22 protein-coding genes are annotated in these 26,319 nt (G+C 72.7%); 12 read left to right on the plus strand and 10 right to left on the minus strand.

Annotated elements, in window-relative coordinates; genetic code table 11:
- Nucleotides 1-34 precede the first annotated feature (34 nt).
- Genes IE136_RS02055 through IE136_RS02090 form a run of 7 tightly spaced genes read right to left on the minus strand, consistent with a single transcriptional unit; the run spans nt 35 to nt 8,103 of the window.
- Nucleotides 35-829, minus strand: a complete 795-nt coding sequence (locus IE136_RS02055; protein WP_189599234.1) for an HpcH/HpaI aldolase/citrate lyase family protein — start codon at nt 827-829, stop codon at nt 35-37.
- Nucleotides 826-2,037, minus strand: a complete 1,212-nt coding sequence (locus IE136_RS02060; RefSeq protein WP_189599235.1) for a CaiB/BaiF CoA transferase family protein — start codon at nt 2,035-2,037, stop codon at nt 826-828. The genes IE136_RS02055 and IE136_RS02060 overlap by 4 nt, the downstream gene beginning before the upstream one ends.
- Complete coding sequence (gene rbsK / locus IE136_RS02065; RefSeq protein ID WP_158986398.1) at nt 2,034-2,957, minus strand: ribokinase; 924 nt, start codon at nt 2,955-2,957, stop codon at nt 2,034-2,036. The genes IE136_RS02060 and rbsK overlap by 4 nt, the downstream gene beginning before the upstream one ends.
- Nucleotides 2,954-4,312: an ADP-ribosylglycohydrolase family protein gene (locus tag IE136_RS02070; protein ID WP_189599236.1), complete on the minus strand. Its 1,359-nt coding sequence runs from the start codon at nt 4,310-4,312 to the stop codon at nt 2,954-2,956. The genes rbsK and IE136_RS02070 overlap by 4 nt, the downstream gene beginning before the upstream one ends.
- Entirely contained in the window at nt 4,309-5,460 is a 1,152-nt protein-coding gene (locus tag IE136_RS02075) for an ADP-ribosylglycohydrolase family protein (RefSeq protein ID WP_158986394.1), read from the minus strand. The genes IE136_RS02070 and IE136_RS02075 overlap by 4 nt, the downstream gene beginning before the upstream one ends.
- Nucleotides 5,441-7,096, minus strand: coding sequence for an ADP-ribosylglycohydrolase family protein (locus IE136_RS02080; protein ID WP_373308972.1), 1,656 nt, complete (start codon nt 7,094-7,096; stop codon nt 5,441-5,443). The genes IE136_RS02075 and IE136_RS02080 overlap by 20 nt, the downstream gene beginning before the upstream one ends.
- A complete protein-coding gene (locus IE136_RS02090) occupies nt 7,093-8,103 on the minus strand; it encodes an ADP-ribosylglycohydrolase family protein (RefSeq protein ID WP_158986390.1) in 1,011 nt (336 codons plus the stop codon). The genes IE136_RS02080 and IE136_RS02090 overlap by 4 nt, the downstream gene beginning before the upstream one ends.
- A 220-nt stretch (nt 8,104-8,323) precedes the next feature.
- Between IE136_RS02090 and IE136_RS02095 the strand changes: the two genes are divergently transcribed.
- The 3 genes from IE136_RS02095 (at nt 8,324) to IE136_RS02105 (ending at nt 15,557) form a co-directional block, all read left to right on the plus strand.
- A complete protein-coding gene (locus IE136_RS02095) occupies nt 8,324-9,052 on the plus strand; it encodes a VIT1/CCC1 transporter family protein (protein WP_158986388.1) in 729 nt (242 codons plus the stop codon).
- A 492-nt stretch (nt 9,053-9,544) separates the two neighbouring features.
- The gene (gltB, locus tag IE136_RS02100) at nt 9,545-14,104 is read left to right on the plus strand and encodes a glutamate synthase large subunit (RefSeq protein ID WP_158986386.1); all 4,560 of its coding nucleotides are present in this window, start codon (nt 9,545-9,547) and stop codon (nt 14,102-14,104) included.
- Nucleotides 14,097-15,557 (plus strand): glutamate synthase subunit beta, encoded by a 1,461-nt coding sequence (locus IE136_RS02105; protein ID WP_189599237.1) that lies wholly within the window; start codon nt 14,097-14,099, stop codon nt 15,555-15,557. The genes gltB and IE136_RS02105 overlap by 8 nt, the downstream gene beginning before the upstream one ends.
- 145 nt (nt 15,558-15,702) lie before the next feature.
- On the opposite strand, the gene IE136_RS02110 is transcribed toward IE136_RS02105, so the two are convergent.
- Entirely contained in the window at nt 15,703-16,179 is a 477-nt protein-coding gene (locus IE136_RS02110; RefSeq protein ID WP_189599351.1) for a hypothetical protein, read from the minus strand.
- Nucleotides 16,180-16,261: 82 nt separating this feature from the next.
- On the opposite strand from IE136_RS02110, the gene IE136_RS02115 reads away from it, so the two are divergent.
- From IE136_RS02115 to IE136_RS02125, 3 genes are read left to right on the plus strand one after another with little or no spacing between them, the layout of a single operon-like run.
- Nucleotides 16,262-16,981 carry a vWA domain-containing protein gene (locus IE136_RS02115; protein ID WP_229818593.1) on the plus strand — a complete coding sequence of 240 codons (720 nt, stop codon included), beginning with the start codon at nt 16,262-16,264 and terminating at the stop codon, nt 16,979-16,981.
- A 47-nt stretch (nt 16,982-17,028) separates the two neighbouring features.
- Nucleotides 17,029-17,403 carry a VOC family protein gene (locus IE136_RS02120; RefSeq protein WP_158986378.1) on the plus strand — a complete coding sequence of 125 codons (375 nt, stop codon included), beginning with the start codon at nt 17,029-17,031 and terminating at the stop codon, nt 17,401-17,403.
- A gap of 41 nt (nt 17,404-17,444) precedes the next feature.
- Nucleotides 17,445-17,993 (plus strand): pyridoxamine 5'-phosphate oxidase family protein, encoded by a 549-nt coding sequence (locus tag IE136_RS02125; protein ID WP_158986376.1) that lies wholly within the window; start codon nt 17,445-17,447, stop codon nt 17,991-17,993.
- Between the two features lie 7 nt (nt 17,994-18,000).
- Here IE136_RS02125 and IE136_RS02130 read toward each other — a convergent pair whose 3' ends face one another.
- Together IE136_RS02130 and IE136_RS02135 are read right to left on the minus strand one after the other, a co-directional pair.
- Entirely contained in the window at nt 18,001-19,188 is a 1,188-nt protein-coding gene (locus IE136_RS02130; RefSeq protein WP_189599238.1) for an acyl-CoA dehydrogenase family protein, read from the minus strand.
- Nucleotides 19,188-20,360: an acyl-CoA dehydrogenase family protein gene (locus IE136_RS02135; RefSeq protein ID WP_189599239.1), complete on the minus strand. Its 1,173-nt coding sequence runs from the start codon at nt 20,358-20,360 to the stop codon at nt 19,188-19,190. The genes IE136_RS02130 and IE136_RS02135 overlap by 1 nt, the downstream gene beginning before the upstream one ends.
- A gap of 46 nt (nt 20,361-20,406) precedes the next feature.
- Here IE136_RS02135 and IE136_RS02140 point away from each other — a divergent pair, with 46 nt between their 5' ends.
- The 6 genes from IE136_RS02140 to IE136_RS02165 form a co-directional block, all read left to right on the plus strand.
- Nucleotides 20,407-21,591 (plus strand): acyl-CoA dehydrogenase family protein, encoded by a 1,185-nt coding sequence (locus IE136_RS02140; protein WP_158986370.1) that lies wholly within the window; start codon nt 20,407-20,409, stop codon nt 21,589-21,591.
- A complete protein-coding gene (locus tag IE136_RS02145) occupies nt 21,588-22,370 on the plus strand; it encodes an SDR family oxidoreductase (RefSeq protein ID WP_158986368.1) in 783 nt (260 codons plus the stop codon). The genes IE136_RS02140 and IE136_RS02145 overlap by 4 nt, the downstream gene beginning before the upstream one ends.
- Nucleotides 22,371-22,385: 15 nt before the next feature.
- Nucleotides 22,386-23,015 (plus strand): TetR/AcrR family transcriptional regulator, encoded by a 630-nt coding sequence (locus tag IE136_RS02150; protein ID WP_158986366.1) that lies wholly within the window; start codon nt 22,386-22,388, stop codon nt 23,013-23,015.
- Nucleotides 23,016-23,033: 18 nt separating this feature from the next.
- Nucleotides 23,034-24,191, plus strand: a complete 1,158-nt coding sequence (locus IE136_RS02155) for an acetyl-CoA C-acetyltransferase (RefSeq protein ID WP_189599240.1) — start codon at nt 23,034-23,036, stop codon at nt 24,189-24,191.
- Nucleotides 24,192-24,359: 168 nt separating this feature from the next.
- Entirely contained in the window at nt 24,360-24,563 is a 204-nt protein-coding gene (locus IE136_RS02160) for a cold-shock protein (RefSeq protein ID WP_005318814.1), read from the plus strand.
- A 94-nt stretch (nt 24,564-24,657) separates the two neighbouring features.
- Nucleotides 24,658-26,319: DEAD/DEAH box helicase (locus tag IE136_RS02165; protein ID WP_189599241.1), on the plus strand; the 1,662-nt coding region annotated here is incomplete at its 3' end.

Below are 26,319 nucleotides of genomic sequence, written 5' to 3' on the forward strand. Positions count from 1 at the left end.
GTCCGGACCGCCCCCGTCCGCGTGCCGGTGTGCCTCAGCCCCTCGTCGCGAGGGTCAGGACGCGACGGGCGCCCTCCACGACCGCCGCGTCGACGAAGCGGCCGTCCGGGAGGGCCAGGGCGCCCTCCTCCGTCTCCGCCGCCTTGACGACCTCCTCCGCGGCGGCGACCTCGTCAGGGGTGGGGAGGTACGCCTGCTCGATGACCGGGAGCTGGCGGGGGTGGATCGCCGCCCGGCCGAGGAAACCCAGGGCGCGGCCCCGTGCGCAGCTGGCCGCCAGGCTGTCCAGGTCCCGGATGTCGGGGTGGACCGACTGGGCCGGGGGCGGGAGGGCCGCCGCGCGGGCGGCGACGACGACTCGGCTGCGCGGCCAGTCGAGGCCGCTGTCGTCCCGTACCCCGAGATCGGCGCGGAGGTCCGCCTCGCCGAGGGCGATGCCGCGCACCGACGGGTGGGCGGTGGCGATGGCGTAGGCGTGCTCGACCGCCAGGGCGTTCTCCAGGAGCGGGAAGAGCGGGATGCCCGGGACGGCTTGGGCGATCCGGTGGATGTCAGTGGCGTGTGTCACCTTGGGAACACGGAAACCGGACAGGCCGGGGAGGGGGGCCAGGCATGGGATGTCGCGCGGCGAGTGGATGCGCACATGGACCGGTACGGGCTGGGTGTCGGCGAGGAGATCGGCGGTGGCGGCCAGGGCGTAGGCCTTGCGGTCAGGGGCCACCGCGTCCTCCAGGTCGACGATCACCACGTCCGCGCCCGAGACCAGGGCCTTGCGGACGACGGCGGGGCGGTCCCCGGGGGCGTACAGCCAGGTGAGGGGGAAGGTCATACGGCTCCTTCGCCCCGTAGGGCTCCGATCTCGGCAGGAGTGAGGCCGAGTTCGGCGAGGACCTGGGCCGTGTCCGCGCCGTGCGGCCGACCGGTCCAGCGGATCGCGCCGGGAGTCTCGGAGAGCCGGAAGAGGACGTTCTGCATACGGATCGGACCCAGTTCGGGGTCCGGGACCTCGGTGATGGTGTCCAGGGCGCGGTACTGCGGATCGGTCATCACGTCCCGGACGTCGTAGACGGGGGCGATCGCCGCTTCCGCCTTCTCGAAGGCTGCCAGGGCCTCGTCGCGGGTGTGGCGGGCGATCCAGGAGCCGACCGCCTCGTCGAGGACGTCCGCGTGCGCGGCCCGGCCGGTTCCGTCGGCGAACCAGGGCTCGTCGATCAGCTCGGGGCGGCCGACCAGCCGCATCACGCGTTCGGCGATGGACTGGGCGGAGGTGGAGACGGCGACCCAGGAGTCGTCGGCGGTGCGGTAGGTGTTGCGTGGGGCGTTGTTGCGGGAGCGGTTGCCGGTCCGGGGCTGGACGTAGCCGAGCTGGTCGTACCAGAGGGGGTGGGGCCCGATGACGGAGAGCATCGGTTCGATGATCGCCATGTCGACGACCTGGCCGCGTCCGGTGGCGGTCCTGGCGGTGAGCGCGGTCATCACCGCGTACGCCGTCGCCAGGGCCGCGATCGAGTCGGCCAGGCCGAAGGGGGGCAGGGTGGGCGGGCCGTCGGGCTCCCCGGTGATCGAGGCGAAGCCGCTCATCGCCTCGGCCAGCGTGCCGAAGCCGGGGCGGTGGGAGTACGGGCCGAACTGGCCGAAGCCGGTGACCCGGGCGAGGACGAGCTTCGGGTTGACGGTCGAGAGTTCCTCCCAGCCCAGACCCCAGCGTTCGAGGGTGCCGGGGCGGAAGTTCTCCACGATCACGTCGGCGTCGGCGGCGAGGCGCAGCAGGGTGTCGCGGCCGCCATGGGTGGAGAGGTCGAGGGTGATGGTCCGCTTGTTGCGGCCCAGGACCTTCCACCACAGACCGACCCCGTCCTTCGCGGGGCCGTGGCCGCGGGAGGGATCGGGTTTGCGGGGGTGCTCGATCTTGACGACGTCGGCGCCGAAGTCGCCGAGCATCATGGCCGCGAGCGGCCCGGCGAAGAGCGTGGCGAGATCGAGGACACGCAGACCCTGGAGGGGAGGAGCGGCGGAGTCGGTGGCGGGACGGCTCATACGGCGTCGACCTCCTGGCCGGTGGTGAGGGAGCCGTGGGCCGCGTCGATCTCCGAGCGGTACGGCATGGAGGAGGAGGCGCCCTCGCGCTGGACGGAGAGGGCGGCGGCGGTCGAGGCCCAGGCCAGGGCCTCGCGGACGGGGCGGCCCTCGCCGAGGGCGACGGCGAGCGCACCGGCGAAGGTGTCGCCCGCGGCCGTGGTGTCCACGGTCCGGACCCGCGGGGCGGGCACGGTGAACGGTTCGCCGCCGCGGGCGGCGTGGAGACAGCCGGCCGCGCCGAGGGTGATGACCACCTCGGGCACGTCCCGCAGCAGCGCCGCCGCCGCCTCGTACGGGTCGGCGATCCCGGTGAGGGCGGTGGCCTCGTGCTCGTTGGGGACCAACAGGTCCGTCGCGGCGAGGAGTTCGGCGGGCAGGGGCCGGGCGGGGGCCGGGGTGAGCACGGTACGGACGCCGAGCCGGCGGGCGGTGACAGCGCCGGCGGTCACGACGGGGAGGGGGATTTCGAGCTGGAGGAGCAGGGTGTCGGCGGTGCCGATCAGGGCCTCGTCGCCGTGGGTGAGGGAGGTGACGGTGCCGTTGGCGCCGGGGACGACGACGATCGCGTTGCCGCCCTCGTCGTCGACGACGATGTGCGCGGTGCCGGAGGCGCCTTCGGCGGTGCGCAGGAGGTCGGTGTCGACGCCGGCGCCGTCCAGGGCGGCCCGGAGGCGTACGCCGAAGTCGTCGGTGCCGACCGCGCCGATCATCGCCACCTCGGCACCGGCCCGGGCGGCGGCGACGGCCTGGTTGGCGCCCTTGCCGCCGGGGATCGTCCGGAACTCCCGGCCGGTGACGGTCTCTCCGCGCCCGGGGGCCCGGGGCACGAAGGCGACGAGGTCCATGTTGGTGCTGCCGAGCACCACGATGCTGGTCATGGGCGTACTGCCTCCATGTGCGTCAGTTCGGCGAGGGTGTCGAAGCCCGTGCCGTCGAAGGACGGGATCGAGGTCGAGAGGCGGTTCTTGAGGGGGGAGGTCCAGCGCTCGGGCAGCCGGTCGGGCCGGCCGGAGAGGAGACCGGCGACGGAACCGGCGGTGGCGCCGTTGGAGTCGGTGTCCCAGCCGCCGGAGACCGCCGCGCAGATGGAGCGCGAGAAGTCGCCGTCGGCGTGGGTGAGCGCGGCGGCGAGGAGGGCGGCGTTGGGGACGGCATGGACCCAGTGATACCCGCCGAGCGCGGCATGGAGCCGGTCCACGACGAGGTCGAAGTCGGGGGTGGTGCGGGCCGAACCGATGCCGAGGCGGACGGCCCGGGCCAGCCGCGAGCGCGGGGGGACCACGGCGAGCCCGGCGGCGAGGGCCTGGTGGACGTCGGCGGTGCCGGTCGCGGCCGTGGCGAGGGTGGCGGCGACGAACATGGCGCCGTAGATCCCGTTGGCGGTGTGGGTGAGCGCCGCGTCCCGGTACGCCTGCGCGGCGGCGGCCACCGGATCGCCGGGGTGGGTCCAGCCGTGGACGTCGGCCCGGATCTGGGCGCCGATCCACTCGCGGAAGGGGTTGCGGTGGACGGCGGTCAGCGGCGGCTCGATGCCGTCGAGGAGGTTGCGGTAGGCGACGCGCTCGGCCGTGAAGGTGCGGCCGGCGGGGAGTTCGTCGAGCCAGAGGCGGGCGACGTCGGCGGTGGTGAAGTCGCGGCCGTACCGCTGGAGCAGGAGGAGGTTGAGGAGGGGGTAGTTGAGATCGTCGTCCTCGGGCATCCCGTCGATGTTCTCGGCGAGGGAGGTGGTGGCGGACCGGCGGTTCCAGGGATGGGCGGCGAGCAGCGCGGGGGGCACGCCCACGGCGGTGAACCAGGAGGAGAGGGGCCAGTTGCCGGCGGCGCCGGCGAGGACGCGAATGGCGGGCAGGGGCAGCTTCTCGACGGGTTTGCCCAGCAGACACCCGGCGGCGCGGCCGAGCCAGGCGGCGTGCAGCCGGTCGTACAGACCGGGCGCCACGTCCACGGGCGGCAGGTGGGGGGCGCCGGCCTGGAGGGCGGGTAGGGAGGTGGGTTCGTCGGCGGTCAGTGGGCGGGGGAGGGCGGACAGTTCGTCCAGCAGGGTCCACGCGAGCGCCCGCAGGTGCGGGGGCGCCGGGTCGGGGGAGGCGCCGGCCGCCCCGGGGGCGGGCAGGCCGCCCGCCGCTCGCCAGCGGGCGGCGATCACGGAGGCGTCGCGGCCGTCCTCGGCCGCCTGGCGGAGTTCGTGGCCGAGGAGGTCCTCCGGCTGGACCCAGGTGACGCGCAGGTTCATCGGGCCGCGCGCGTCAGGGCCGCGTACGCCGCCTCGTGCGCGCGGCGCCGTGCCGTGTCGCGGGCGAAGACCTCGTGCGCGACGGCGGTCAGCGCCGCCGCCGGGGCGTGCAGGTCCAGACGGCTCGCCTCGGCGACCTGCTTCGACCATTCGGAGGGAACGGCCGCCTCCCCCCGGAGCGCACCCACCAACGCCCCCGCCATCGTCGCGATCGAGTCGCAGTCACGGCCGTAGTTGACCGAGCCGAGCACCGTACGCCGGTAGTCGCCCCCGCCGACCAGCAGCATGCCCAGGGCGACGGGTAGTTCCTCGATCGCGTGGAGCCGGGACGGGCGGCGGGCGCCCAGGGACGGGGCGCGGTAGTCGGGGCCTACCGTGTCGAAGGGAGCCACCGCGCTCCGCAGCGGGATCAGCGCGGACTCGAAGTCCGAGTGGCGAGCCGCCACTTCGGCGACGGCCTCGATCGCCGAGCGGGTGCCGTCCTTGGCGAGGGAGAGAGAGGCGTCGACCACCGATTCCGGCGTCGCGCCCGGCTTACACGCCGCCGCCACCGCCGCGGCGAGGACGCCCGCCGCCTCCCTTCCGTACGAGGACTGGTGGGCGCCCGCGACGTCCAGCGCCTCCGCGTAGGCGCCCGCCGGATTCGCCGCGTTGACCAGCCCCACCGGAGCCATGTACATCGCCGCACCGCAGTTGACGATGTTTCCGCTGCCCGCCTCGCGCGGGTCGACATGGCCGTAGTGGAGCCGGGTGACGATCCACTTCTCCGCGAGGAAGATCCGCTGGAGGGGGAGGGCTTCGGTCTCCAGCTCCGGAATCCAGACGGGGTTCCCGATGAGGTCGGGGACCAGGTGGTCCGCCACCGCGTGCGCGTCGAGGTGGTCGCGGACCTTCTCGTACACTCTGATCAGGGCGTGGGTCATCAAGGTGTCGTCGGTGACGTGCCCGTCGCCCTTGTGGTACGGGGCGATGGGGCGGGCCGTGCGCCAGGCCTCGCCGTTCCAGGGGCCGACGATCCCCGTGACGCGGCCGCCGTGGCGTTCCACGATCTGCTCCGGGGTGTAGCCCTCGACGGGGCCGCCGAGGGCGTCGCCGACAGCGGCACCGATGAGGCTGCCGGCGATCCGGTCATCCAGTGTGGGTGTCATGTCGGAATTGTCCACCCGGGGCGGCCAGTTCCGTGTTTCCGAGAAGTTCGGCGAGTTCGACGAGGTCCGTGCCGGCGAGGCGGGGAAGCGCGCAGCCGGCGAGCGTACGGCAGGCCTCGCGCCAGCTGGCGGGCACCGAGTCGCCACCGCCGAGCGTGCCGGTGAGCGCGCCCGCGAGCGCCGGGGCGGAGTCCGCGACACGGGAGAGGCAGGCGGCGGCCGGGACGGCGGCGGAGACCTCGCCCCGTGCGGCGGTGGCGAGGGCGAGGGCGACGGGCACGGTCTCGGCCGCGGCGATGCCGTAGCTGTAGACGTGGTCGACGATCTGGTGCTCCAGGAGGGGGACGAGCTCGAAGGCGGTCGCGGCCTCCTCGGCCATCTTCACGGCCTGGCGGGCGTTGCGGCCGATCTCGGTGGCGGGCGGGAGCTGGGCGAGCGCGGCGGCGACGGCGTCGTCGACCGTCGCCCCGCCGAGCGCGGCGGCGACGGCTGCGGCCATCGCGCGGGCGCCGTGTACGCCGTCCCCGTCCTGGGTGTAGCGGGCGTCGAACTCGGCGAGTTCGGCGGCGGCGACGGGGTCTCCCGGGTGCGCGAGGGCGAGGACGGCGGCCCGGCCGCAGGCGGCGTCGTCGAAGTAGTGCGGGTTGTCGTGCCCCGTCGCGGGCGGACGCAGGCCGGTGGCGAGATTGCCGAGCCCCGCCCGTACGGAGATCCGGGCGCGGAGGGGGAGGACGGCGGACTCGACCTCGGGGGCGCGGTCGGCGGCGGCGGCGATCTGGCTCGCGAGGGAGTTCCAGGCCATGTCGACGGCGGCGCGGAGGCGGCGCTCGGGGGAGAGGGAGGTGAAGAGCGGGCCCGAGGCGGCGAGGAAGGCCTCGGCGGTGAAGACGGCCCACTCGGCGTCGTCGGAGGGGCCGAGGCGGAGGGGTTCGGGGGGTTGGTTGAGGGCGATGGGGACGGGGAGGGTGGTGGTGGCGTTCTGCTCGGCGAAGGTGTCGAGTTCGCGGGTGAGGCGGCGGGTCCACTCGGGCATGCGGGCGGCTCTGTGTCTGGCCGCGGGCCAGCCGGCGGCGTCGCCTGCGGCGAGGCCGAGGAGGAGGCCCTCGATCTTGGCGGTACGGGCGCCCGGTCCCGGCGCCACCCGCAGGTCCCCTTGCGCGGGGCCGACCCCGTGCGCGGCCGCCAGGCCCGTGTGGGCGCCGCCCTTGTCACGGCCACCATGTCCCGTGGGCTGTGCCCACCCTGCCCCGGAGCTTCGCCCGGGAGGTGACCCCACCTCTGCGGAACGATTGCCCACAGCGGCAGCAGCAGCGGGTGCGGAGCGGGTTCCCGCGGCCGGCCAGGCTGGGCTCGCCGGCGTGGGCGGCGTGGCGGGGGCCGTCGGGCGGGCAGGCCCGTCGAGCAGCGTGGGCACATCAGGCAACGCGGGCACCCCGGGCCCAGCCGGGCCTGCCGGCGTGGTCGGTACGACGGGGGCAGCCGGCCGCGCAGGCCCGCCCGGCTCACCCGGGCCGGTCGGGGTGGCCGGCCCGCCCGGCTCACCCGGGCTTGTCGCGGTGGCCGGGGTGTTCGGCCCGGTGGCGGGGGTGACGGGGGTGGAGCCGAAGGCTTGGTGGGTGGGGTTGGTGGGGGTCATGCCGCCTCCTCGTCGTCCGTGGTGAGGAGGTCCGCGATGTCCAGGACGTGGTAGCCCCGCATCGACGGGAGGCAGCTGCCCCTTACCGGGCCGATGGCGGTCGACCATTCCTCCGGGATCGCCGACGCGCCTGCCACCGCCCCGGCCAAGGCACCCGCCACCGCCGCCGTGGTGTCCGCGTCGCGGCCCATGTTGACCGCGGTCAGGACCGCCGTACGAAAGTCGCCGCGGGCCGCCGCGAAGGCGCCGAAGGCGAGGCCCACCGCTTCCGGGGCCAGGTCCGTCCACGGGTAGCCGCCGATGACCACCGCCGAGCGGACCGTGCGTTCCCTGGTCAGGGCGTCCGGCTGGACGCGCTGGGCCGCCACCACCGCGCGGCGCATCGAGCGGGCCGTCCAGGAGTCCATCGGCACGACCGAGAGCGCCGCCGCGATGACCGAGGTGACCGAGGCTCCGCCCATCGCCGCCGCGACGCCCGCCGCGACCGCCTGGCCGCCGTAGATCCCCTCGCCGTCGTGGCTCACGCTGCCGTCGATGGCGACCAGGCGGGCCGCCTCCGACGGACGGCCCGCCGCGAACACCCCGAACGGGGCCGCCCGCATGGCCAGGCCGTCCGACCAGGCGTGCCGGTGCTGGGCGGAGATGGGGGCGGCCAGGCCCCGGCGGAGGTTCTCCAGCGTGCCGCGCTCGCTGAATCCGGCCCCCCTGAACGGGCCCTCGTCCAGGTCGGCGATCCAGTGGTGCCAGGCCCGTTCCACATGCTGGACGGTCAGCGCGGAGCCGTGGCGGGCGAGCAGCAGCCCGGAGAAGATCGCGTACTCCGTGTCGTCCGTGCCGGCCGGACGGTCCGCCACGAAGCCCTCGATCCGGCCCCAGCGGCGGCGGATCTCCGAGGGACGCATGTTCTCGGCGGGGGCGCCGAGCGCGTCGCCGACCGCGAGGCCGAGCAGCGCGCCCCTGGCCCGCTCGCGCGTGTCGCAAGCGATCGACTCGGTCTCGCTCACCATCTCGCTCCCTTTCCCGGTTCCTGGATCTGTGCCACGCGAGAGCGCGAACCGTGCGAAGAAACGTCTCTGTCACCCGGCTGACGCCGCAGCGGAAAGGTCAGGTGGACCTTAGTAAGTACGGCCTGCCTTGCTGGCGCACCCCTTACATCGCGCGTATTTTCGAGGATGTTGAGGGCGGCGGCGGGGTCGGCCCGACCCGCCGGAACGACAGGGGAGAAGCATGTCCATCATCGAAACCGAGGCGCCACTTCACGAGGCCCACCGCGACAACCACACGCACCGCGATGTGAACGGCGGCTGGCTGCGCCCGGCGGTCTTCGGTGCCATGGACGGCCTGGTCTCCAACCTGGCCCTGATGACTGGTGTCGCCGGTGGCGCGGTCTCCCAGCAGGCCATCGTCATCACCGGCCTCGCCGGGCTCGCGGCCGGCGCCTTCTCCATGGCGGCCGGCGAGTACACCTCGGTCGCCTCGCAGCGCGAGCTCGTCCAGGCGGAACTGGACGTCGAACGCCGGCAGTTGCGCAAGCACCCCGTCGACGAGATGGAGGAGCTCGCCGCGCTGTACGTGTCCCGGGGCGTCGAGCCCGCCCTCGCCCGCGAGGTGGCGATGCAGCTCTCCAAGGACCCCGAGCAGGCGCTGGAGATCCACGCCCGCGAGGAGCTGGGCATCGACCCGGACGACCTGCCGTCGCCGACGATCGCCGCGGTCTCCTCGTTCGCCTCCTTCGCGCTCGGCGCGCTGCTGCCCGTCCTGCCGTACCTGCTCGGCGCCACCGCGCTGTGGCCCGCCGTGCTCCTCGCGCTCGTCGGGCTCTTCGGCTGCGGCGCGCTGGTCGCCCGGGTGACCGCCCGCAGCTGGTGGTTCAGCGGAGTGCGCCAGCTCGTCCTCGGTGGCGCGGCCGCGGCCGTCACGTACGGCCTCGGGATGGCCTTCGGAGCCGCGCTGTAGCCCCGGCCCGGCCCGCTGCGTAGCCCCCGGTACCGCCGCGGTCCGCCATCGCCGCATTCGTTCCCCCTCAAGGCCCCCGTCGCATGCCGGGGGCCTTTCGGGCATTCTTGGGGCATGTGTCCGGGTCTGGCCGACGCTGCTGTGACGTATATCCCTGGGCGGATCCGCCGCTCCGGTGAGACACTATGCGCAGCGCTACATATCTAGCCGTTACTCGCTGGTTTCGAATCCTTAACCATCGGGCATGAGGCGTAAGCGCTGCGGGCAATGAGGCTCGCTCCGCGACGGGTCGTCGAATCCGCTCGAATCGCACAAGATCGACCTGTCCACACGTGAACCATCGCCACCGCTCCGTATCAGCGGTGTCCGCATGCTGGAATGCGCTATCCGTCCTGCGAGAAGCCAGCCATCATGTAACCTGCACGAAATTTCGCGGAGGGCCAACGTCGTCCCTCGGCTGCTGCATATGCCACGACGACGACGGGAGTGCCGATGCGTTCCGACGCCTGGTCGCCCATGGACGGTCGCCCCGCTCCGCAGGGGATGTACGACCCCCGTAACGAACACGACGCCTGTGGTGTCGGGTTCGTGGCCACCCTCACCGGTGTAGCCAGTCACGCACTGGTCGAGCAGGCGCTGACCGTACTGCGCAATCTCGAACACCGCGGCGCCACCGGCTCCGAGCCCGACTCCGGAGACGGCGCGGGCATCCTGCTCCAGGTCCCGGACGCCTTCCTGCGCGAGGTCACCGACTTCGAGCTCCCCGCCGCCGGCGCGTACGCCGTCGGTATCGCCTTCCTTCCCGCCGACGGCCCCGCACAGGCCGTCGAGCGGATCGAGGCGATCGCCGGCGAAGAGGGCCTGACCGTCCTCGGCTGGCGCGAGGTCCCCGTCGCCCCCGAGCTGCTCGGCGCCTCCGCCCGCTCCACCATGCCCGTCTTCCGGCAGCTCTTCGTCGCCGACGGCAGCAGCGAGGGCATCGCACTGGACCGCAAGGCGTTCCTGCTGCGCAAGCGCGCCGAGCGCGAGGCCGGGACGTACTTCCCCTCGCTCTCCGCCCGCACCATCGTCTACAAGGGCATGCTGACCACCGGCCAGCTGGAGCCCTTCTTCCCGGACCTGTCGGACCGCCGCTGCGCCACCGCCGTGGCCCTGGTCCACTCCCGGTTCTCCACCAACACCTTCCCGAGCTGGCCGCTCGCCCACCCGTACCGCTTCGTCGCGCACAACGGCGAGATCAACACGGTCAAGGGCAACCGCAACTGGATGGTGGCCCGCGAGTCCCAGCTGTCCTCCGAGCTGTTCGGCGAGGGCAAGCTCGACCGCATCTTCCCCGTCTGTACGCCGGACGCCTCGGACTCCGCCTCCTTCGACGAGGTCCTGGAGCTCCTCCACCTCGGCGGCCGCTCGCTGCCGCACTCGGTCCTGATGATGGTCCCCGAGGCGTGGGAGAACCACGAGACGATGGACCCGGCCCGGCGCGCCTTCTACCAGTACCACTCCACGATGATGGAGCCCTGGGACGGCCCGGCCTGCGTCACCTTCACCGACGGCGTCCAGGTCGGCGCGGTCCTCGACCGCAACGGTCTGCGCCCCGGCCGCTACTGGGTCACCGACGAGGGCCTCGTCGTCCTCTCCTCCGAGGTCGGCGTCCTCGACATCGACCCCGCCAAGGTCGTCCGCAAGGGCCGCCTGCAGCCCGGCAAGATGTTCCTCGTCGACACCGCCGAGCACCGGATCATCGAGGACGACGAGATCAAGGCCGGCCTCGCCGCCGAGAAGCCGTACGCCGAATGGCTGGAGACCGGCGAGATCGAGCTCGAGGACCTTCCCGAGCGCGAGCACATCGTCCACACCCACGCCTCGGTCACCCGCCGCCAGCAGACCTTCGGCTACACCGAGGAAGAGCTCCGCGTCATCCTCGCCCCGATGGCCCGCACCGGCGGCGAGCCGCTCGGCTCCATGGGTACGGACTCCCCGATCGCGGCCCTCTCCGAGCGCCCCCGGCTGCTCTTCGACTACTTCACCCAGCTCTTCGCTCAGGTCACGAACCCGCCGCTGGACGCCATCCGCGAGGAACTCGTCACCTCGCTGCGCTCCTCGCTGGGCCCCCAGGGCAACCTGCTCGAGCCGACCTCGGCCTCCTGCCGCTCGGTCACCCTGCCGTTCCCGGTGATCGACAACGACGAGCTGGCCAAGCTCATCCACATCAACGCCGACGGCGACATGCCCGGCATGAAGGCCGCCACCCTCTCCGGCCTGTACCGGGTCTCCGGCGGCGGCGACGCGCTCGCCGCCCGCATCGAGGAGATCTGCGCCGAGGCCGACGCGGCGATCGAGGGCGGCGCCCGCCTGATCGTCCTGTCCGACCGGCACTCCGACGCCGAGCACGCGCCGATCCCGTCGCTGCTGCTCACCGCGGCCGTCCACCACCACCTCATCCGCACCAAGCAGCGCACCCAGGTGGGTCTGCTGGTCGAAGCCGGCGATGTCCGCGAGGTCCACCACGTCGCGCTCCTCATCGGCTACGGCGCCGCCGCCGTCAACCCGTACCTCGCGATGGAGTCGGTCGAGGACCTGGTCCGCGCCGGCACCTTCATCGAGGGCCTGGAGCCCGAGCAGGCCATCCGCAACCTGATCTACGCCCTCGGCAAGGGCGTCCTCAAGGTCATGTCGAAGATGGGCATCTCGACCGTCGCCTCCTACCGCGGCGCCCAGGTCTTCGAGGCCGTCGGCCTCGACGAGGCCTTCGTCGCGAAGTACTTCAACGGCACCGCCACCAAGATCGGCGGCGCCGGGCTCGACGTCGTCGCCAAGGAGGTCGCGGCCCGCCACTCCAAGGCGTACCCCGCCTCCGGCGTTCCCTCCGCGCACCGCGCCCTCGACATCGGCGGCGAGTACCAGTGGCGCCGCGAGGGCGAGCCGCACCTGTTCGACCCGGAGACCGTCTTCCGCCTGCAGCACGCCACGCGCAACAAGCGGTACGACATCTTCAAGAAGTACACGGACCGGGTGAACGAGCAGTCCGAGCGCCTGATGACGCTCCGCGGCCTCTTCGGCTTCACCTCCGACCGCCCCTCGATCCCCCTCGACGAGGTCGAGCCGGTCTCCGAGATCGTCAAGCGGTTCTCGACCGGTGCCATGTCCTACGGCTCCATCTCCCGCGAGGCGCACGAGACCCTCGCCATCGCCATGAACCAGCTGGGCGGCAAGTCCAACACCGGCGAGGGCGGCGAGGACCCGGAGCGCCTGTACGACCCGGCGCGCCGCTCCTCCATCAAGCAGGTCGCCTCCGGCCGCTTCGGTGTGACCAGCGAGTACCTGGTCAACGCGGACGACATCCAGATCAAGATGGCGCAGGGCGCCAAGCCCGGCGAGGGCGGCCAGCTGCCCGGCCACAAGGTCTACCCGTGGGTCGCCAAGACCCGGCACTCCACCCCGGGTGTCGGTCTGATCTCGCCGCCGCCGCACCACGACATCTACTCCATCGAGGACCTGGCCCAGCTGATCCACGACCTCAAGAACGCCAACCCGGCGGCCCGCATCCACGTGAAGCTGGTCTCCGAGGTCGGCGTCGGCACGGTCGCCGCCGGTGTCTCCAAGGCGCACGCGGACGTCGTCCTCATCTCCGGCCACGACGGCGGTACGGGCGCGTCTCCCCTGACGAGCCTCAAGCACGCGGGCGGCCCCTGGGAGCTCGGCCTCGCCGAGACCCAGCAGACCCTGCTGCTCAACGGCCTGCGCGACCGGATCGTCGTCCAGACCGACGGCCAGCTCAAGACCGGCCGTGACGTCGTTATCGCCGCGCTCCTCGGCGCCGAGGAGTTCGGTTTCGCGACCGCGCCGCTCGTCGTATCCGGCTGCGTCATGATGCGCGTCTGCCACCTGGACACCTGCCCGGTCGGCATCGCCACCCAGAACCCCGTCCTGCGCGACCGGTTCTCCGGCAAGGCCGAGTACGTCGTCAACTTCTTCGAGTTCATCGCCGAGGAGGTCCGCGAGCTCCTCGCCGAGCTGGGCTTCCGTACGCTCGAAGAGGCCGTCGGCCACGCGGAGCTGCTCGACACCAGCCGCGCGGTCACGCACTGGAAGGCGCAGGGCCTTGACCTGGCCCCGCTCTTCCACGTACCCGAGCTGCCCGAGGGCGCGGTCCGTCACGCCCTGATCGAGCAGGACCACGGTCTGGAGAAGGCCCTCGACAACGAGCTGATCGAGCTCGCCGCCGAGGCGCTGGGCGCGGCCACCGCCGAGGAGGCGCAGCCGGTCCGGGCCCAGGTCGCGATCCGCAACATCAACCGCACGGTCGGCACCATGCTCGGCCACGAGGTGACGAAGAAGTTCGGCGGCGCGGGTCTGCCCGCCGACACCATCGACATCACCTTCACCGGCTCCGCCGGCCAGTCCTTCGGCGCCTTCCTGCCGGCCGGTGTCACCCTCCGCCTGGAGGGCGACGCCAACGACTACGTCGGCAAGGGCCTCTCCGGCGGCCGCGTGATCGTCCGCCCCGACCGGGGCGCCGACCACCTGGCGGAGTACTCCACCATCGCGGGCAACACCATCGCGTACGGCGCGACCGGCGGCGAGCTGTTCCTGCGCGGCCGCACCGGCGAGCGCTTCTGCGTCCGCAACTCCGGCGCGCTGGTCGTCTCGGAGGGCGTGGGCGACCACGGCTGCGAGTACATGACCGGTGGCACGGCGGTCGTCCTCGGCGAGACCGGCCGCAACTTCGCGGCCGGCATGTCGGGCGGCGTCGCCTACGTCGTCGATCTCGACCGGGACAACGTCAACTCCGGGAACCTGGAGGCGATCGAGGCCCTGTCGGACACCGACAGGGCGTGGCTGCACGACGTCGTGCGCCGCCACCACGAGGAGACCGGCTCGACCGTCGCCGAGAAGCTCCTCGCCGACTGGTCCGCGAACGTGGACCGCTTCAGCAAGATCATCCCCACCACGTACAAGGCAGTGCTCGCCGCCAAGGACGCCGCTGAGCTCGCCGGTCTCTCCGAGCAGGAGACCACCGAGAAGATGATGGAGGCGGCGACCCATGGCTGATCCCAAGGGCTTCCTGACCACCGGGCGCGAGGTCGCCAAGACCCGCCCGGTGGGCGAGCGAGTCAAGGACTGGAACGAGGTCTACGTTCCCGGCTCCCTGCTGCCGATCATCAGCAAGCAGGCCGGCCGCTGCATGGACTGCGGCATCCCGTTCTGCCACAACGGCTGTCCGCTGGGGAACCTCATCCCCGAGTGGAACGACTACGCCTACCGCGAGGACTGGGCGCAGGCCTCCGAGCGGCTGCACGCCACGAACAACTTCCCGGAGTTCACCGGCCGCCTGTGCCCGGCTCCGTGCGAGGCCGCGTGCGTGCTCGGCATCAACCAGCCGGCCGTCACCATCAAGAACGTCGAAGTCTCCATCATCGACAAGGCGTGGGACAGCAACGACGTCAAGCCGCAGGCTCCCGAGCGCCTGTCCGGCAAGACCGTCGCCGTCATCGGCTCGGGCCCGGCGGGTCTCGCCGCCGCCCAGCAGCTGACCCGGGCCGGCCACACGGTCGCCGTGTTCGAGCGCGCCGACCGCATCGGCGGCCTGCTGCGCTACGGCATCCCCGAGTTCAAGATGGAGAAGCGGCACATCAATCGCCGCATCGAGCAGATGCGCGCGGAGGGCACCAAGTTCCGCACCGGGGTGGAGATCGGCCGCGACATCACGGCGACCGACCTGCGCAAGCGGTACGACGCCGTGGTCATCGCGGCCGGTGCCACCACCGCACGCGACCTGCCCGTCCCGGGCCGGGAGCTGAACGGCATCCACCAGGCGATGGAGTACCTGCCGCTCGCCAACAAGGTCGTCGAGGGTGACTTCGTGGCCCCGCCGATCACGGCCGAGGGCAAGCACGTCGTGGTCATCGGCGGCGGCGACACGGGCGCGGACTGCGTGGGCACCGCCCACCGTCAGGGTGCGGCCTCGGTCACGCAGCTGGAGATCATGCCGCGTCCGGGCGAGGAGCGGACGGCCGGCCAGCCCTGGCCGACCTTCCCGATGCTCTACAAGGTCACCTCGGCCCACGAGGAGGGCGGCGAGCGGGTCTACTCCGTCTCCACCACCCACTTCGAGGGCGACGAGGACGGCAACGTCCAGTTCCTGCACCTGGTCGAGGTCGAGTTCGTCGAGGGTAAGCTGACCCAGAAGCCGGGCACGGAGCGCAAGATCCCCGCCCAGCTGGTCACCCTGGCGATGGGCTTCACCGGCACGGACGTCGAGAACGGTCTCGTCTCGCAGTTCGGTCTGGAGCTCGACGAGCGTGGCAACATCGCCCGGGACGCGGACTTCGCCACCAACGTCGGCGGCGTGTTCGTGGCCGGCGACGCGGGTCGCGGTCAGTCGCTGATCGTCTGGGCGATCGCCGAGGGCCGCTCGGCGGCGCGCGGGGTCGACCGCTTCCTCACGGGGGAGAGCGAGCTCCCCGCCCCGATCCGTCCGACGGACCGTGCCCTGACGGCCTGACCGACCCGCCGGCCCGAACCGGCCGGCGGTCCGACCCGCACCACCCTGAGACGTCCCGTACAACGACGTACGGAACTGAGCGCGGCGCCCCCCGAATGTCCCCGACCGGACGACTGGGTGGGCGCCGCGGCGCGTCCTGCCGGAGCTACCGGCTGCTCGTCCGGTGCGGGTGCGAGGGGCCCGCCGGGCAGACGAAGGCCAGGTACTCGTCACGCGCCGCGCTGATCCCGGCCGGCCCGTGGAGGGAGGGTGGCCGCGTGCCGTCCCGGGTGTCGTGCCCTTCGTCGAACGGCCGCCAACCGCGGGCGCCGGGACCGGCGTCGAGGGTGAGCGGCAGCCGTATCCCGGCACCGCAGACGGCGCAGTACACCCGCGCCCGCTCCGGCCGTACCCCTGCCACCCGGCCGTGCTCCGCGCACATCGGCCACGCCTCGTCCACCGGCCACAGCAGCGGCCCGCCCACCGAACCGTCGACGGCCGTCGGCGCGCCGGGCGTCGCGTACCGGCCGGTGCGCAGCCGCTCCAGCCACTCGATCGTCGCCGTCATGTCCACCGGCCCCGGACGGCCCGGCGTCAGGGCCGGTGTGCCGGCACGCGGGCCGAGACGTGAGCCGAGACGCATGCCGGTCAGTCTTCCAGGGCGTCCCTCGCCGGCGATCACGTACCCTCGGCATTCCGTACGGGATGAGGGAGGGGAGCCGTCCGTGGCCCTGAGTCTGCGCAAGGTCGAGGAGTCCGCGCCCGCGCTGGTGAGTCTCTACAAGTCGGCGGGGGTGTCCCTGCGGAAGCACGGCATGGGCGATCAGCGCGTCGCCGTGTACCTGGTCCTCGACTACTCCGGGTCGATGAAGCCGTACTACCAGGACGGCAGCGTCCAGGCCCTGGCCGACCGGGTGTTGGGGCTCTCAGCCAACCTGGACGACGACGGGCGGGTGCCGGTGGTCTTCTTCTCCACCGACATCGACGCCGAGACAGACATCTCGCTCGCCGGCCACGAGGGGCGGATCGACCGGATCGTCGCCGGGCTCGGTCACATGGGCAAGACCAGCTACCACCTGGCCATGGACGCCGTCATCGACCACTACATCGACAGCGGCGCCTCCGCCCCCGCACTGGTCGTCTTCCAGACGGACGGCGGACCGATCAACAAGCCGGCCGCCGAACGCTACGTGTGCAAGGCGGCGAAGCTTCCGATCTTCTGGCAGTTCATCGGCTTCGGCGACCCGGACAGCCGCCAGTTCGAATTCCTGCGCAAACTGGACGAGTTGGCCGTCCCGGACAAGCGTCCGGTCGACAACGCCGGATTCTTCCACGCCGGGAAGGACCCGCGCCGGGTCCCGGACGCGGAGCTCTACGACCGGATCGTCTCCCAGTTCCCCGCCTGGCTGGCGGCCGCCCGGGCGCGGGGCATCGTGCGCTCCTGACACATATCGGCTGGCAGCGCGGGCGGTGCGGGGGTGATAGTGGCGCCATGGGATCCCTGGTGAGACATGTGACGATCGACAGCTCCGACGCGTACGCCCTGGCCACCTTCTGGGCCAAGGTCCTTGACGCCAAGGTGTCCGACGAGGACCAGCCGGGTGACGAGGACGCGCTCGTCGAGACGCCCGGCGCCGGCCTCCTCTTCGTGACCGTGCCCGAGAAGAAGTCGGTCAAGAACCGGGTCCACCTCGACCTGCAGCCGCAGGACCGCACGCGCGACGAGGAGGTCGAGCGACTCCTCGAGCTGGGGGCCACCCTGGTCGACGACCGGCGGACCCCGGACGGCAGGGGGTGGGCGGTGATGGCCGACCCGGAGGGTAACGAGTTCTGCGTCGAGCGTTCCGTCTCCGAGCGCCCGGAGTAATCCGGACGGAAGGTGTCGGGTATCCGGTGTTTCCTTGAACCATGGGAAACACCGGAGACGCCGCACACGCCCCGCACGCCGAAGACGCCCTCACGTACACCTGGTCCGGCTTCGCCGCCGCCGAGCCCGATCTCGCCGCCACCGTGCGGGAGCGCTTCGGCCGCTACACGCACCACGTCCTGGCGACCGTCCGGAAGGACGGCTCGCCGCGGCTCACCGGCCTCGAGGTGAACTTCCGCCTCGACGAGCTGTGGCTCGCGATGATGCCGAACTCCCGCAAGGCGCATGACCTGCTGCGCGATCCGCGGCTCTCGCTGCTCGCCAATCCGGGCGGCGGGACGGACATGGACGGCGGGGACGTCCGGATCTCCGGACGGGCGGTCGAGGTGACCGACCCGGAGACGTTCGAGCGGTTCGCCAAGGAGGTCGGCGCGCCGCCGCCGTTCCATCTCTTCCTGGTGGAGCCGACCGAGGTCGTCCGCACCAGCGTCGAGAACGACGAGCTGGTCGTGCGCAGCTGGGCGCCCGGACGGCCGGTGAGGACGATCCGGCGCGGCAACGACGACAGCCCGCCGCGCGAGGACTCCTGATGATGGGTCACGACGCGCCGAGGACCAGGGCACGGCACCTGGACGGAGTGCCCCAGGCATCCCGCAGGGGCCGTGCCTTGCGCAGCCAGAGGGAGAGGTCCAGCTCCTCGGTGTAGCCGACGGCGCCATGGATCTGCAGGGCGGTGCGGGCGGCCGCGTAGGCCGCCTCGCCCGCACCGACCTTCGCCGCGGCTAGATCGGTGCTCTCGAAGGTGAGCGCCGCTCCGAAGAGCAGAGGCCGGGCGAATTCCAGGCCGATCAGAGTGTCCGCCAGCCGGTGCTTCACCGCCTGGAACGAGCCGATCGCCGTCCCGAACTGAGTGCGCTGCTTCGCGTACGCCACGGTCCGGTCGAGCAGGGTGAGGCCGACCCCGAGCGACTGGGCGGCGGTCGCGAGCATCGCCCAGCGGGCGGCGTGCTCGGCGGCGGCCACGACGGCGGGCCCGGCGGCCAGCAGCTCCCCGCCGCCTGGCCGGGCGAACCGTCGCGCGGGATCCGCCGACACCCGTACGGGCCCGTGCCCGCGGGCGATCCGCAGCTCGTCGCCCGCGACGACGAGCGTGAGCCCGGCGACGTCCGCGTCCAGCGCGTACGCAGTGGAGTCCACCGCCTCTCCGCGCCCGGGGCGCGGGCCGAAGCCCCGCGGTGCTGGGGACGCCGATGTGCCGCCCGCGCCGGGCCGGGGCGGGGGGGTGCCCGAAGCGGCTCCCGCACGGAGTCGGGCCGAGGGGGTGCCCGGGGTCGTCCCCGAGGTACCCGATGTGCCGCCCGCGCCGGGCGAGGGCGTGGACGTGGACGTGGCCGTGCTCGCGGGTATCGCCAGTGTCGTCACGGTCTCGCCCGAGGCGATGCCCGGCAGCAGGCGCTCGGCAGGGTCCGCCTCGCCCCGCCGGGCCAGCTCGGTGAGCAGGGCCGACGCGGCCACCGTCTCCACCGCCGGGCCGGGTACCCCGTGACGTCCCAGCTCCGTCAGGGCGACGGCCACTTCCACGGACCCGGCGCCCGCCCCCTCGTACGCCTGTGGCACCGCGAGCGCGAAGACCCCCGCCTCCGCGAGCCGCGCCCACAGGGCGAGCCCCCGGCCCGGGTCACCCGCGCCCCAGGACCGTATCGCCGCCGGGGTGTCGGCGGCCGTCAGCAGGGCGTCCAGCGACCGTCCGAAGTCCCGCTGTTCGTCGGTGAGCCGGAACCTCATCAGCGGCGTCCCTTCGGCAGGCCGAGCAGCCGCTCGGCGATGATGTCGCGCTGGATCTCGTTCGTACCCGCGTAGATCGGGCCCGCGAGGGAGAAGAGGAACCCTTCGGCCCATGCCCCGTCCGCCCACTCGCCGTCCGACCAGCCGCCCGCCCCGGACTCCGCCCACTCGCCGCCCAGCAGGTCCAGCGCCGTCTCGTGCAGCGCGATGTCGTACTCCGACCAGAAGACCTTGTTGAGGCTCGACTCCGCCCCGATCGTCGCCCCCGCCGCGAAGCGCGAGGCACCGGCCGCCGTGAAGAGCTGGTAGGCCCGCGCGCCGATCACCGCGTCCGCCACCCGGTCCCGCAGCCCCCGGTCCTCGCCGGTCGCGCGCCACAGCCGTACGAGCCGCTCGGCCGCCGCGAGGAAGCGGCCGGGGGAGCGGAGCGTCAGACCGCGTTCGTTGCCCGTCGTGGACATCGCGATCCGCCAGCCCTGGCCAGGCGCCCCGATCACGTCCTCGTCGGGCACGAAGACCTCGTCCAGGAAGAGTTCGGCGAAGGCGGGCTTCCCGTCGAGCCGCCCGACGGGCCGGACGGTCACACCGGGCGCCCGCAGGTCGAACATCAGATACGTCAGCCCCCGGTGCGGGCGGTCGGCCGCCGGGTCGGTGCGGAAGATGCCGAAGGCCCGGTCGGCGAAGGCGGCCCGGGAGGACCAGGTCTTCTGCCCGTACAGCAGCCAGCCCCCCGGCGTCCGTACCGCCCGCGAGCTGAGCGCGGCCAGGTCCGAGCCGGCCTCCGGCTCCGACCACGCCTGCGCCCAGACGACCTCGCCGGTCGCCATCGAGGGCAGCACCCGCGCCCGTTGCTCCTCGGCGGCGTGGTCGAAGAGGGTCGGGGCGAGCAGGTTGATGCCGTTCTGCGAGACGCGGCCGGGCGCCCCCGCCGCGTAGTACTCCTCCTCGAACACCAGCCAGCGGAAGACGTCCGCGCCCCGCCCTCCGTACCGCTCGGGCCAGGACACCACCGACCAGCGGTCGGCGGCGAGCTCCGCCTCCCAGGCCCGATGGGCCGCGAAGCCCTCCTCGGTCTCCAGGGACGGCAGCGGCTCGGCCGGGACGTGGGCGCGCAGCCAGGCCCGGGCCTCCGCGCGGAAGTCCTCCTCCTGGGCGGTGTGCGTCAGATCCATGGGAGCATCCTTCCCTAACAAGTGTTTGGTAGGTTAACGTACGGCCATGAGCAGCGCCACGGACAGCGCCCCGGCCGGTACCGCAGGCCGCCCCGCGAACAGCGTCCCGGAGTTCCGCGCCGAGATACGGGAGTGGCTGAAGGCTCACCTCGGCGGCGAGTACGCCCGCCTCAAGGGCCTCGGCGGCCCGGGCAGGGAACACGAGGCGTTCACCGAACGCCTCGCCTGGGAACGGCACCTGGCGGCGCACGGCTGGACCTGCGTCGGCTGGCCGAAGGAGTACGGCGGACGCGGCGCGAGCCTCGAGGAGCAGATCGCCTTCCACGAGGAGTACGCCCTCGCCGACGCCCCCGCCCGCGTCAACCACATCGGCGAACAGCTCCTCGGCCCCACCCTCCTCGCCCACGGCACGGAGGAGCAGAAGGCCCGCTTCCTGCCCCCGATCCGGGCCGTCGAGGAGCTCTGGTGCCAGGGCTACAGCGAACCCGGCGCCGGCTCCGACCTCGCCGCCGTCCGCACCCGCGCGACTCGCGAAGGCGACGCCTGGGTGGTGACCGGCCAGAAGATCTGGACCTCGCTGGCCCACGAGTCCCGGTGGTGCTTCGTCCTGGCCCGCACCGAGCCCGGATCGCGCCGGCACGCGGGACTCTCGTACCTCCTCGTGCCGATGGACCAGCCGGGCGTCGAGGTCCGGCCGATCGTCCAGCTCACCGGCACCAGCGAGTTCAACGAGGTCTTCTTCGACGGCGCCCGGACCGACGCCGGCCATGTCGTCGGCGCACCCGGCGACGGCTGGCGGATCGCGATGGCCACCCTGGGATTCGAGCGCGGTGTCTCCACCCTCGGCCAACAGGTCGGATTCCGCCGCGAGTTCGAAGGGCTGCTCGCTCTCGCCCGCCGCACCGGAGCCCTCGACGACCCCCTGATCCGCGACCGGCTCGCCCGTTCCTGGACCGGCCTCGAAGTCATGCGGGCGAGCGCCCTGCGCGGCACGGACCCCTCCGTGGCCAAGCTGTACCGGTCCCACTGGCACCGCGACCTCGGCGAACTCGCCATGGACATCCGCGGCGCCGCCGCCACGCTCGCCGCGGGCGAACCGTACGAACTCGACGCGTGGCAGCGGCTGTTCCTCTTCTCCCGCGCCGACACGATCTACGCCGGATCCAGCGAGATCCAGCGCACCCTCGTCGCCGAGCGGGTGCTCGGCCTCCCCAAGGAGCCGCGCCCGTGACACCGCCTCCGTACCCCAAGGCACACGGGCTGCTGACCGGCCGCAGCGCCGTCGTCACCGCCGCCGCCGGAGCCGGCATCGGCGGCGCCACCGCCCGCAGATTCCTGGAGGAGGGCGCCAGGGTGCTCGTCAGCGACGCCCACGAGCGCCGCCTCGAGGAGACCGCCACCGCCCTCGCCGCCGAGTTCGGCGACGGCCGGATCGCCGCGCTTCCCTGCGACGTCACCGACGAGACCCAGGTACGACGGCTCTTCGACACCGCCTTACGGCTCCACGACGGCCTGGACGTCGTCGTCAACAACGCCGGACTCGGAGGCACCGCGGAACTCGTCGACATGACCGACGAGCAGTGGACCCGCGTCCTCGACGTCACCCTCAACGGCACCTTCCGCTGCACCCGGGCCGCCCTGCGGTGCTTCAAGGACTCCGGCGACCCCGGCGTGATCGTGAACAACGCCTCGGTCGTCGGCTGGCGCGCCCAGGCAGGCCAGGCCCACTACGCCGCCGCCAAGGCCGGCGTCATGGCGCTCACCCGCTGCGCCGCGATCGAGGCGGCCCCCCACGGGGTCCGCGTCAACGCCGTCTCGCCCTCGCTGGCCATGCACCCCCACCTGGTCAAGGTCACCTCCGCCGCACTCCTCGCCGAACTCACCGAACGCGAGGCCTTCGGCCGGTACGCCGAACCCTGGGAGATCGCCAACGTCATCGTCTTCCTCGCCAGCGACTACTCCTCCTACATGACCGGCGAGACCGTCTCGGTCAGCAGCCAGCACGCGTAGGACCAGAATGGACGTGTGCCGAACACTGCCCAGACCCCCAGCAAGAAGAAGACCCAGGTGACCGCCTCGCCCGAGCGGCGTCGAGAACTCCTCGACACGGCGGCCGAGGTGTTCGCCGCCCAGGGGTACAACGCCACCACCGTCCGCAAGATCGCCGACGCCGCCGGCATGCTCGCCGGCAGCCTCTACTACCACTTCGATTCCAAGGAATCGATGCTCGACGAGATCCTCTCCACCTTCCTGACCGAGCTGTGGGAGGGGTACGACGCCGTCCTCGCCGCCGGTCTCGGCCCCCGGGAGACCATCGAGGCCCTCGTCACCGAGTCCTTCCGGGAGATCGACCGGCACCGCGCCGCCGTCGCCATCTACCAGAAGGAGTCCAAGCACCTCGCCGCCCAGCCCCGCTTCCACTACCTCTCCGACTCGCAGCAGAAGTTCGAGAAGGCGTGGCTCGGCACGCTGGAGCGCGGGGTCCGGGCCCGGGTCTTCCGGGCCGACCTCGACATCCGGCTCACCTACCGGTTCGTGCGCGACACCGTCTGGGTCGCCGCGTCCTGGTACCGCCCGGGCGGACAGCACAGCCCGGACGAGATCGCCCGCCAGTACCTGTCGATGGTCCTGGACGGAATCGCCGTACGTCCCTGACCGTATGGAGGAGCAGTCATGGCCGAGGCCTACATCGTCGAAGCGGTCCGCACCCCGGTGGGCCGCCGCAGGGGCGGCCTGGCCGCCGTCCACCCCGCCGACCTCGGCGCCCATGTACTGAAGGCGCTCGTCGAACGCTCCGGCATCGACCCCTCCGCCGTCGAGGACGTGGTCTTCGGCTGCCTCGACACGGTGGGCCCGCAGGCCGGCGACATCGCCCGTACGGCATGGCTCGCGGCAGGCCTCCCCGAAGAGGTGCCCGGCGTCACGATCGACCGCCAGTGCGGCTCCTCCCAGCAGGCCGTGCACTTCGCGGCGCAGGGCGTCCTGTCCGGCACCCAGGACCTCGTCGTCGCGGGCGGCACCCAGAACATGTCCATGATCCCCATCGCCTTCGCCTCCCGGCAGGCCGCCGAACCCCTCGGCCTGACCGACGGTCCCTACGGGGGCTCCGAGGGCTGGCGCGCCCGGTACGCGAACGCGCCCGTGAACCAGTTCCACGGCGCCGAACTGATCGCCGCGAAATGGGGCATCACCCGCCGTGACCAGGAGGAATACGCCCTTCGCTCCCACCGGCGGGCGCTGCGCGCGATCGGCGAGGGCCGTTTCGCCCGCGAGACCGTGGCCCACGGCGACGTGACCGTGGACGAGGGGCCGCGCCGGGACACCACCCTGGAGAAGATGGCGAACCTGAAACCGGTCGTCGACGGCGGCACCATCACCGCGGCCTGCTCCTCCCAGGTGTCCGACGGCGCCGCCGCCATGCTCCTCGCGAGCGAGCGCGCGGTCGCCGCGCACGGACTGACCCCCCGCGCCCGCGTCCACCACCTCTCGGTCCGCGGCGAGGATCCCATCCGGATGCTCTCCGCACCGATCCCGGCGACCGCCCACGCCCTGAAGAAGACCGGCATGTCGATCGACGACATCGACCTGGTCGAGATCAACGAGGCCTTCGCCCCGGTCGTCCTCGCCTGGCTGAAGGAGACCGGCGCGGACCCCGATCGGGTGAATGTGAACGGCGGCGCGATCGCCCTCGGCCACCCGCTCGGCGCGACCGGAGTACGGCTGATGACGACCCTCCTGCACGAACTCGAGCGCACCGGCGGCCGGTTCGGGCTCCAGACCATGTGTGAGGGCGGCGGCCAGGCCAACGTCACGATCATCGAGCGACTGTGATCCTCGTCGCTGTCCCGCCCGAACGGGCGGGACAGCGTGCTAGTCTTTCCCTGTTGCTAGTTTTGGTACCCATGAACTTTATGTGCGCCTGACGGGAATGTTCCTTCAGGCGCAATTTTGTTTTCCGGACTCTCCGGGATGGGGACCCTACCTATTCAGGAGATTCACATGGCTACTGGAACCGTGAAGTGGTTCAACTCGGAAAAGGGCTTCGGCTTCATCGAGCAGGACGGCGGCGGCGCCGACGTCTTCGCCCACTACTCGAACATCGCGACCTCCGGCTTCCGTGAGCTGCAGGAAGGCCAGAAGGTCACCTTCGACGTCACGCAGGGCCAGAAGGGCCCGCAGGCGGAGAACATCCTCCCCGCCTGATTGCCGTAACGCGTTTTCTCGCAGCCGGGACCCGCACCGCGCAGGTGCGGGTCCCGGCTCGCGCTGTGCTCAGGCCAGGAAGGCATCTCCCCTTATGACTCGCTCCGAAAGGCGGCCCCGTCGGGCCGCGGACTCCACTTCCGGCACCCCGTCCGGAAATGGATCGGGCCGCCCCGCGCGCGGCTCGGGCGCCCGCGACGGCTCGGGCGGCACCAGCACCCGTAACGCCGGCGGAAACGGCGGCGCGCGCCGCGGCTCCGGCCCGGCCCGGGGCAAGGGGGGTGCCGGACGCGGCCGAGGGCCGGCCACGCCTCCGCCGCCGCGTGAGTTCACCCTGCCCGAGACGCTGACGCCGGCCCTGCCCTCCGTCGAGTCCTTCGACGCCCTCGACATGCCCGCGGCGCTCGTCAAGACGCTCGCCGCCCAGGGCGTCACCGAGCCGTTCCCGATCCAGGGCGCCACCCTGCCGAACTCGCTCGCCGGCCGGGACATCCTCGGCCGCGGCCGCACCGGCTCCGGCAAGACCCTCGCCTTCGGCCTCGCCCTGCTCGCCCGCACCGCGGGCCGCCGCGCCGAGCCCAAGGCGCCGCTCGCCATGGTCCTCGTGCCCACCCGCGAGCTCGCCCAGCAGGTGACCGACGCCCTCACCCCGTACGCCACCTCGGTGCAGCTGCGGGTGGCGACCGTCGTCGGCGGCATGTCCATCACCAAGCAGGCCAACTCCCTGCGCCGCGGCGCCGAGGTCCTCGTCGCCACCCCCGGCCGGCTGAAGGACCTCATCGAGCGCGGCGACTGCCGACTCGACCAGGTCGCGATCACCGTTCTCGACGAGGCCGACCAGATGGCCGACATGGGCTTCATGCCGCAGGTCGTCGCGCTGCTCAAGCAGGTCGAGCCGGACGGTCAGCGGATGCTGTTCTCGGCCACCCTCGACCAGAACATCGACCGCCTGGTGAAGATGTTCCTCACCGACCCGGTCGTGCACTCCGTCGACCCCTCGGCCGGCGCGGTGACGACGATGGAGCACCACCTGCTCTACGTGGCCGACGAGACCGACAAGAAGGCCGTCACCACCCGGATCGCGGCCCGCGACGGCCGCACGATCCTCTTCCTGGACACCAAGCGGGCCGTGGACCGGCTGGTCAAGCGGCTCCTCGCCAGCGGTGTACGGGCCTCCGGTCTGCACGGCGGCCGCTCCCAGCCCCAGCGCAACCGCACCCTGGACCAGTTCAAGACCGGCCAGGTCACCGTGCTGGTCGCGACCAACGTTGCGGCCCGCGGCATCCACGTCGACGACCTCGACCTCGTCGTGAACGTCGACCCGCCGATCGACCACAAGGACTACCTGCACCGTGGCGGCCGCACCGCCCGGGCCGGCGAGTCCGGCAGCGTCGTGACCCTCGTGCTGCCCGAGCAGAAGCGGGACATGAGCCGTCTGATGTCGAACGCCGGGATCACCCCGCGTACGGCCCAGATCAAGTCCAGCGACGAGGAGCTGACCCGGCTCACCGGCGCGCGGGAGCCGTCCGGCATAGCGGTCGTCATCGAGGTCCCCCAGCCGCCCCAGCCCGCCGCCTCCACCGGCGCCCGCCGCTCCCGCCGCGGCGCCAACGGCGGCGCCGCGAGCGCGGGCCGCTCCCGCACGACCTCCACCACCGGCCGCACGACCACCGGCACCGGCCGCACGTCCACCGGCGGCCGCTCGGCCACCGGCGGCCGCCCCTCGTCCGCGGCCTCCGCCCCCCGCCGCTCGGGC

The sequence above is a fragment of the Streptomyces lateritius genome (genome assembly GCF_014649715.1).
GTDB classification, from domain to species: Bacteria; Actinomycetota; Actinomycetes; order Streptomycetales; family Streptomycetaceae; genus Streptomyces; species Streptomyces lateritius.

Bases quoted from the DNA above. Each gene is read 5' to 3' on its own strand.
- rbsK (WP_158986398.1), bottom strand. From the start codon at position 2,957: ATGACCAGCATCGTGGTGCTCGGCAGCACCAACATGGACCTCGTCGCC.
- IE136_RS02130 (WP_189599238.1), bottom strand. From the start codon at position 19,188: ATGAGGTTCCGGCTCACCGACGAACAGCGGGACTTCGGACGGTCGCTG.
- IE136_RS02140 (WP_158986370.1), top strand. From the start codon at position 20,407: ATGAGCAGCGCCACGGACAGCGCCCCGGCCGGTACCGCAGGCCGCCCC.
- IE136_RS02125 (WP_158986376.1), top strand. From the start codon at position 17,445: ATGGGAAACACCGGAGACGCCGCACACGCCCCGCACGCCGAAGACGCC.
- IE136_RS02075 (WP_158986394.1), bottom strand. From the start codon at position 5,460: ATGACACCCACACTGGATGACCGGATCGCCGGCAGCCTCATCGGTGCC.
- IE136_RS02095 (WP_158986388.1), top strand. From the start codon at position 8,324: ATGTCCATCATCGAAACCGAGGCGCCACTTCACGAGGCCCACCGCGAC.
- IE136_RS02060 (WP_189599235.1), bottom strand. From the start codon at position 2,037: ATGAGCCGTCCCGCCACCGACTCCGCCGCTCCTCCCCTCCAGGGTCTG.
- IE136_RS02120 (WP_158986378.1), top strand. From the start codon at position 17,029: ATGGGATCCCTGGTGAGACATGTGACGATCGACAGCTCCGACGCGTAC.
- IE136_RS02080 (WP_373308972.1), bottom strand. From the start codon at position 7,096: ATGACCCCCACCAACCCCACCCACCAAGCCTTCGGCTCCACCCCCGTC.
- IE136_RS02155 (WP_189599240.1), top strand. From the start codon at position 23,034: ATGGCCGAGGCCTACATCGTCGAAGCGGTCCGCACCCCGGTGGGCCGC.
- IE136_RS02135 (WP_189599239.1), bottom strand. From the start codon at position 20,360: ATGGATCTGACGCACACCGCCCAGGAGGAGGACTTCCGCGCGGAGGCC.
- IE136_RS02110 (WP_189599351.1), bottom strand. From the start codon at position 16,179: ATGCGTCTCGGCTCACGTCTCGGCCCGCGTGCCGGCACACCGGCCCTG.
- IE136_RS02160 (WP_005318814.1), top strand. From the start codon at position 24,360: ATGGCTACTGGAACCGTGAAGTGGTTCAACTCGGAAAAGGGCTTCGGC.
- gltB (WP_158986386.1), top strand. From the start codon at position 9,545: ATGCGTTCCGACGCCTGGTCGCCCATGGACGGTCGCCCCGCTCCGCAG.
- IE136_RS02090 (WP_158986390.1), bottom strand. From the start codon at position 8,103: ATGGTGAGCGAGACCGAGTCGATCGCTTGCGACACGCGCGAGCGGGCC.
- IE136_RS02070 (WP_189599236.1), bottom strand. From the start codon at position 4,312: ATGAACCTGCGCGTCACCTGGGTCCAGCCGGAGGACCTCCTCGGCCAC.
- IE136_RS02105 (WP_189599237.1), top strand. From the start codon at position 14,097: ATGGCTGATCCCAAGGGCTTCCTGACCACCGGGCGCGAGGTCGCCAAG.
- IE136_RS02055 (WP_189599234.1), bottom strand. From the start codon at position 829: ATGACCTTCCCCCTCACCTGGCTGTACGCCCCCGGGGACCGCCCCGCC.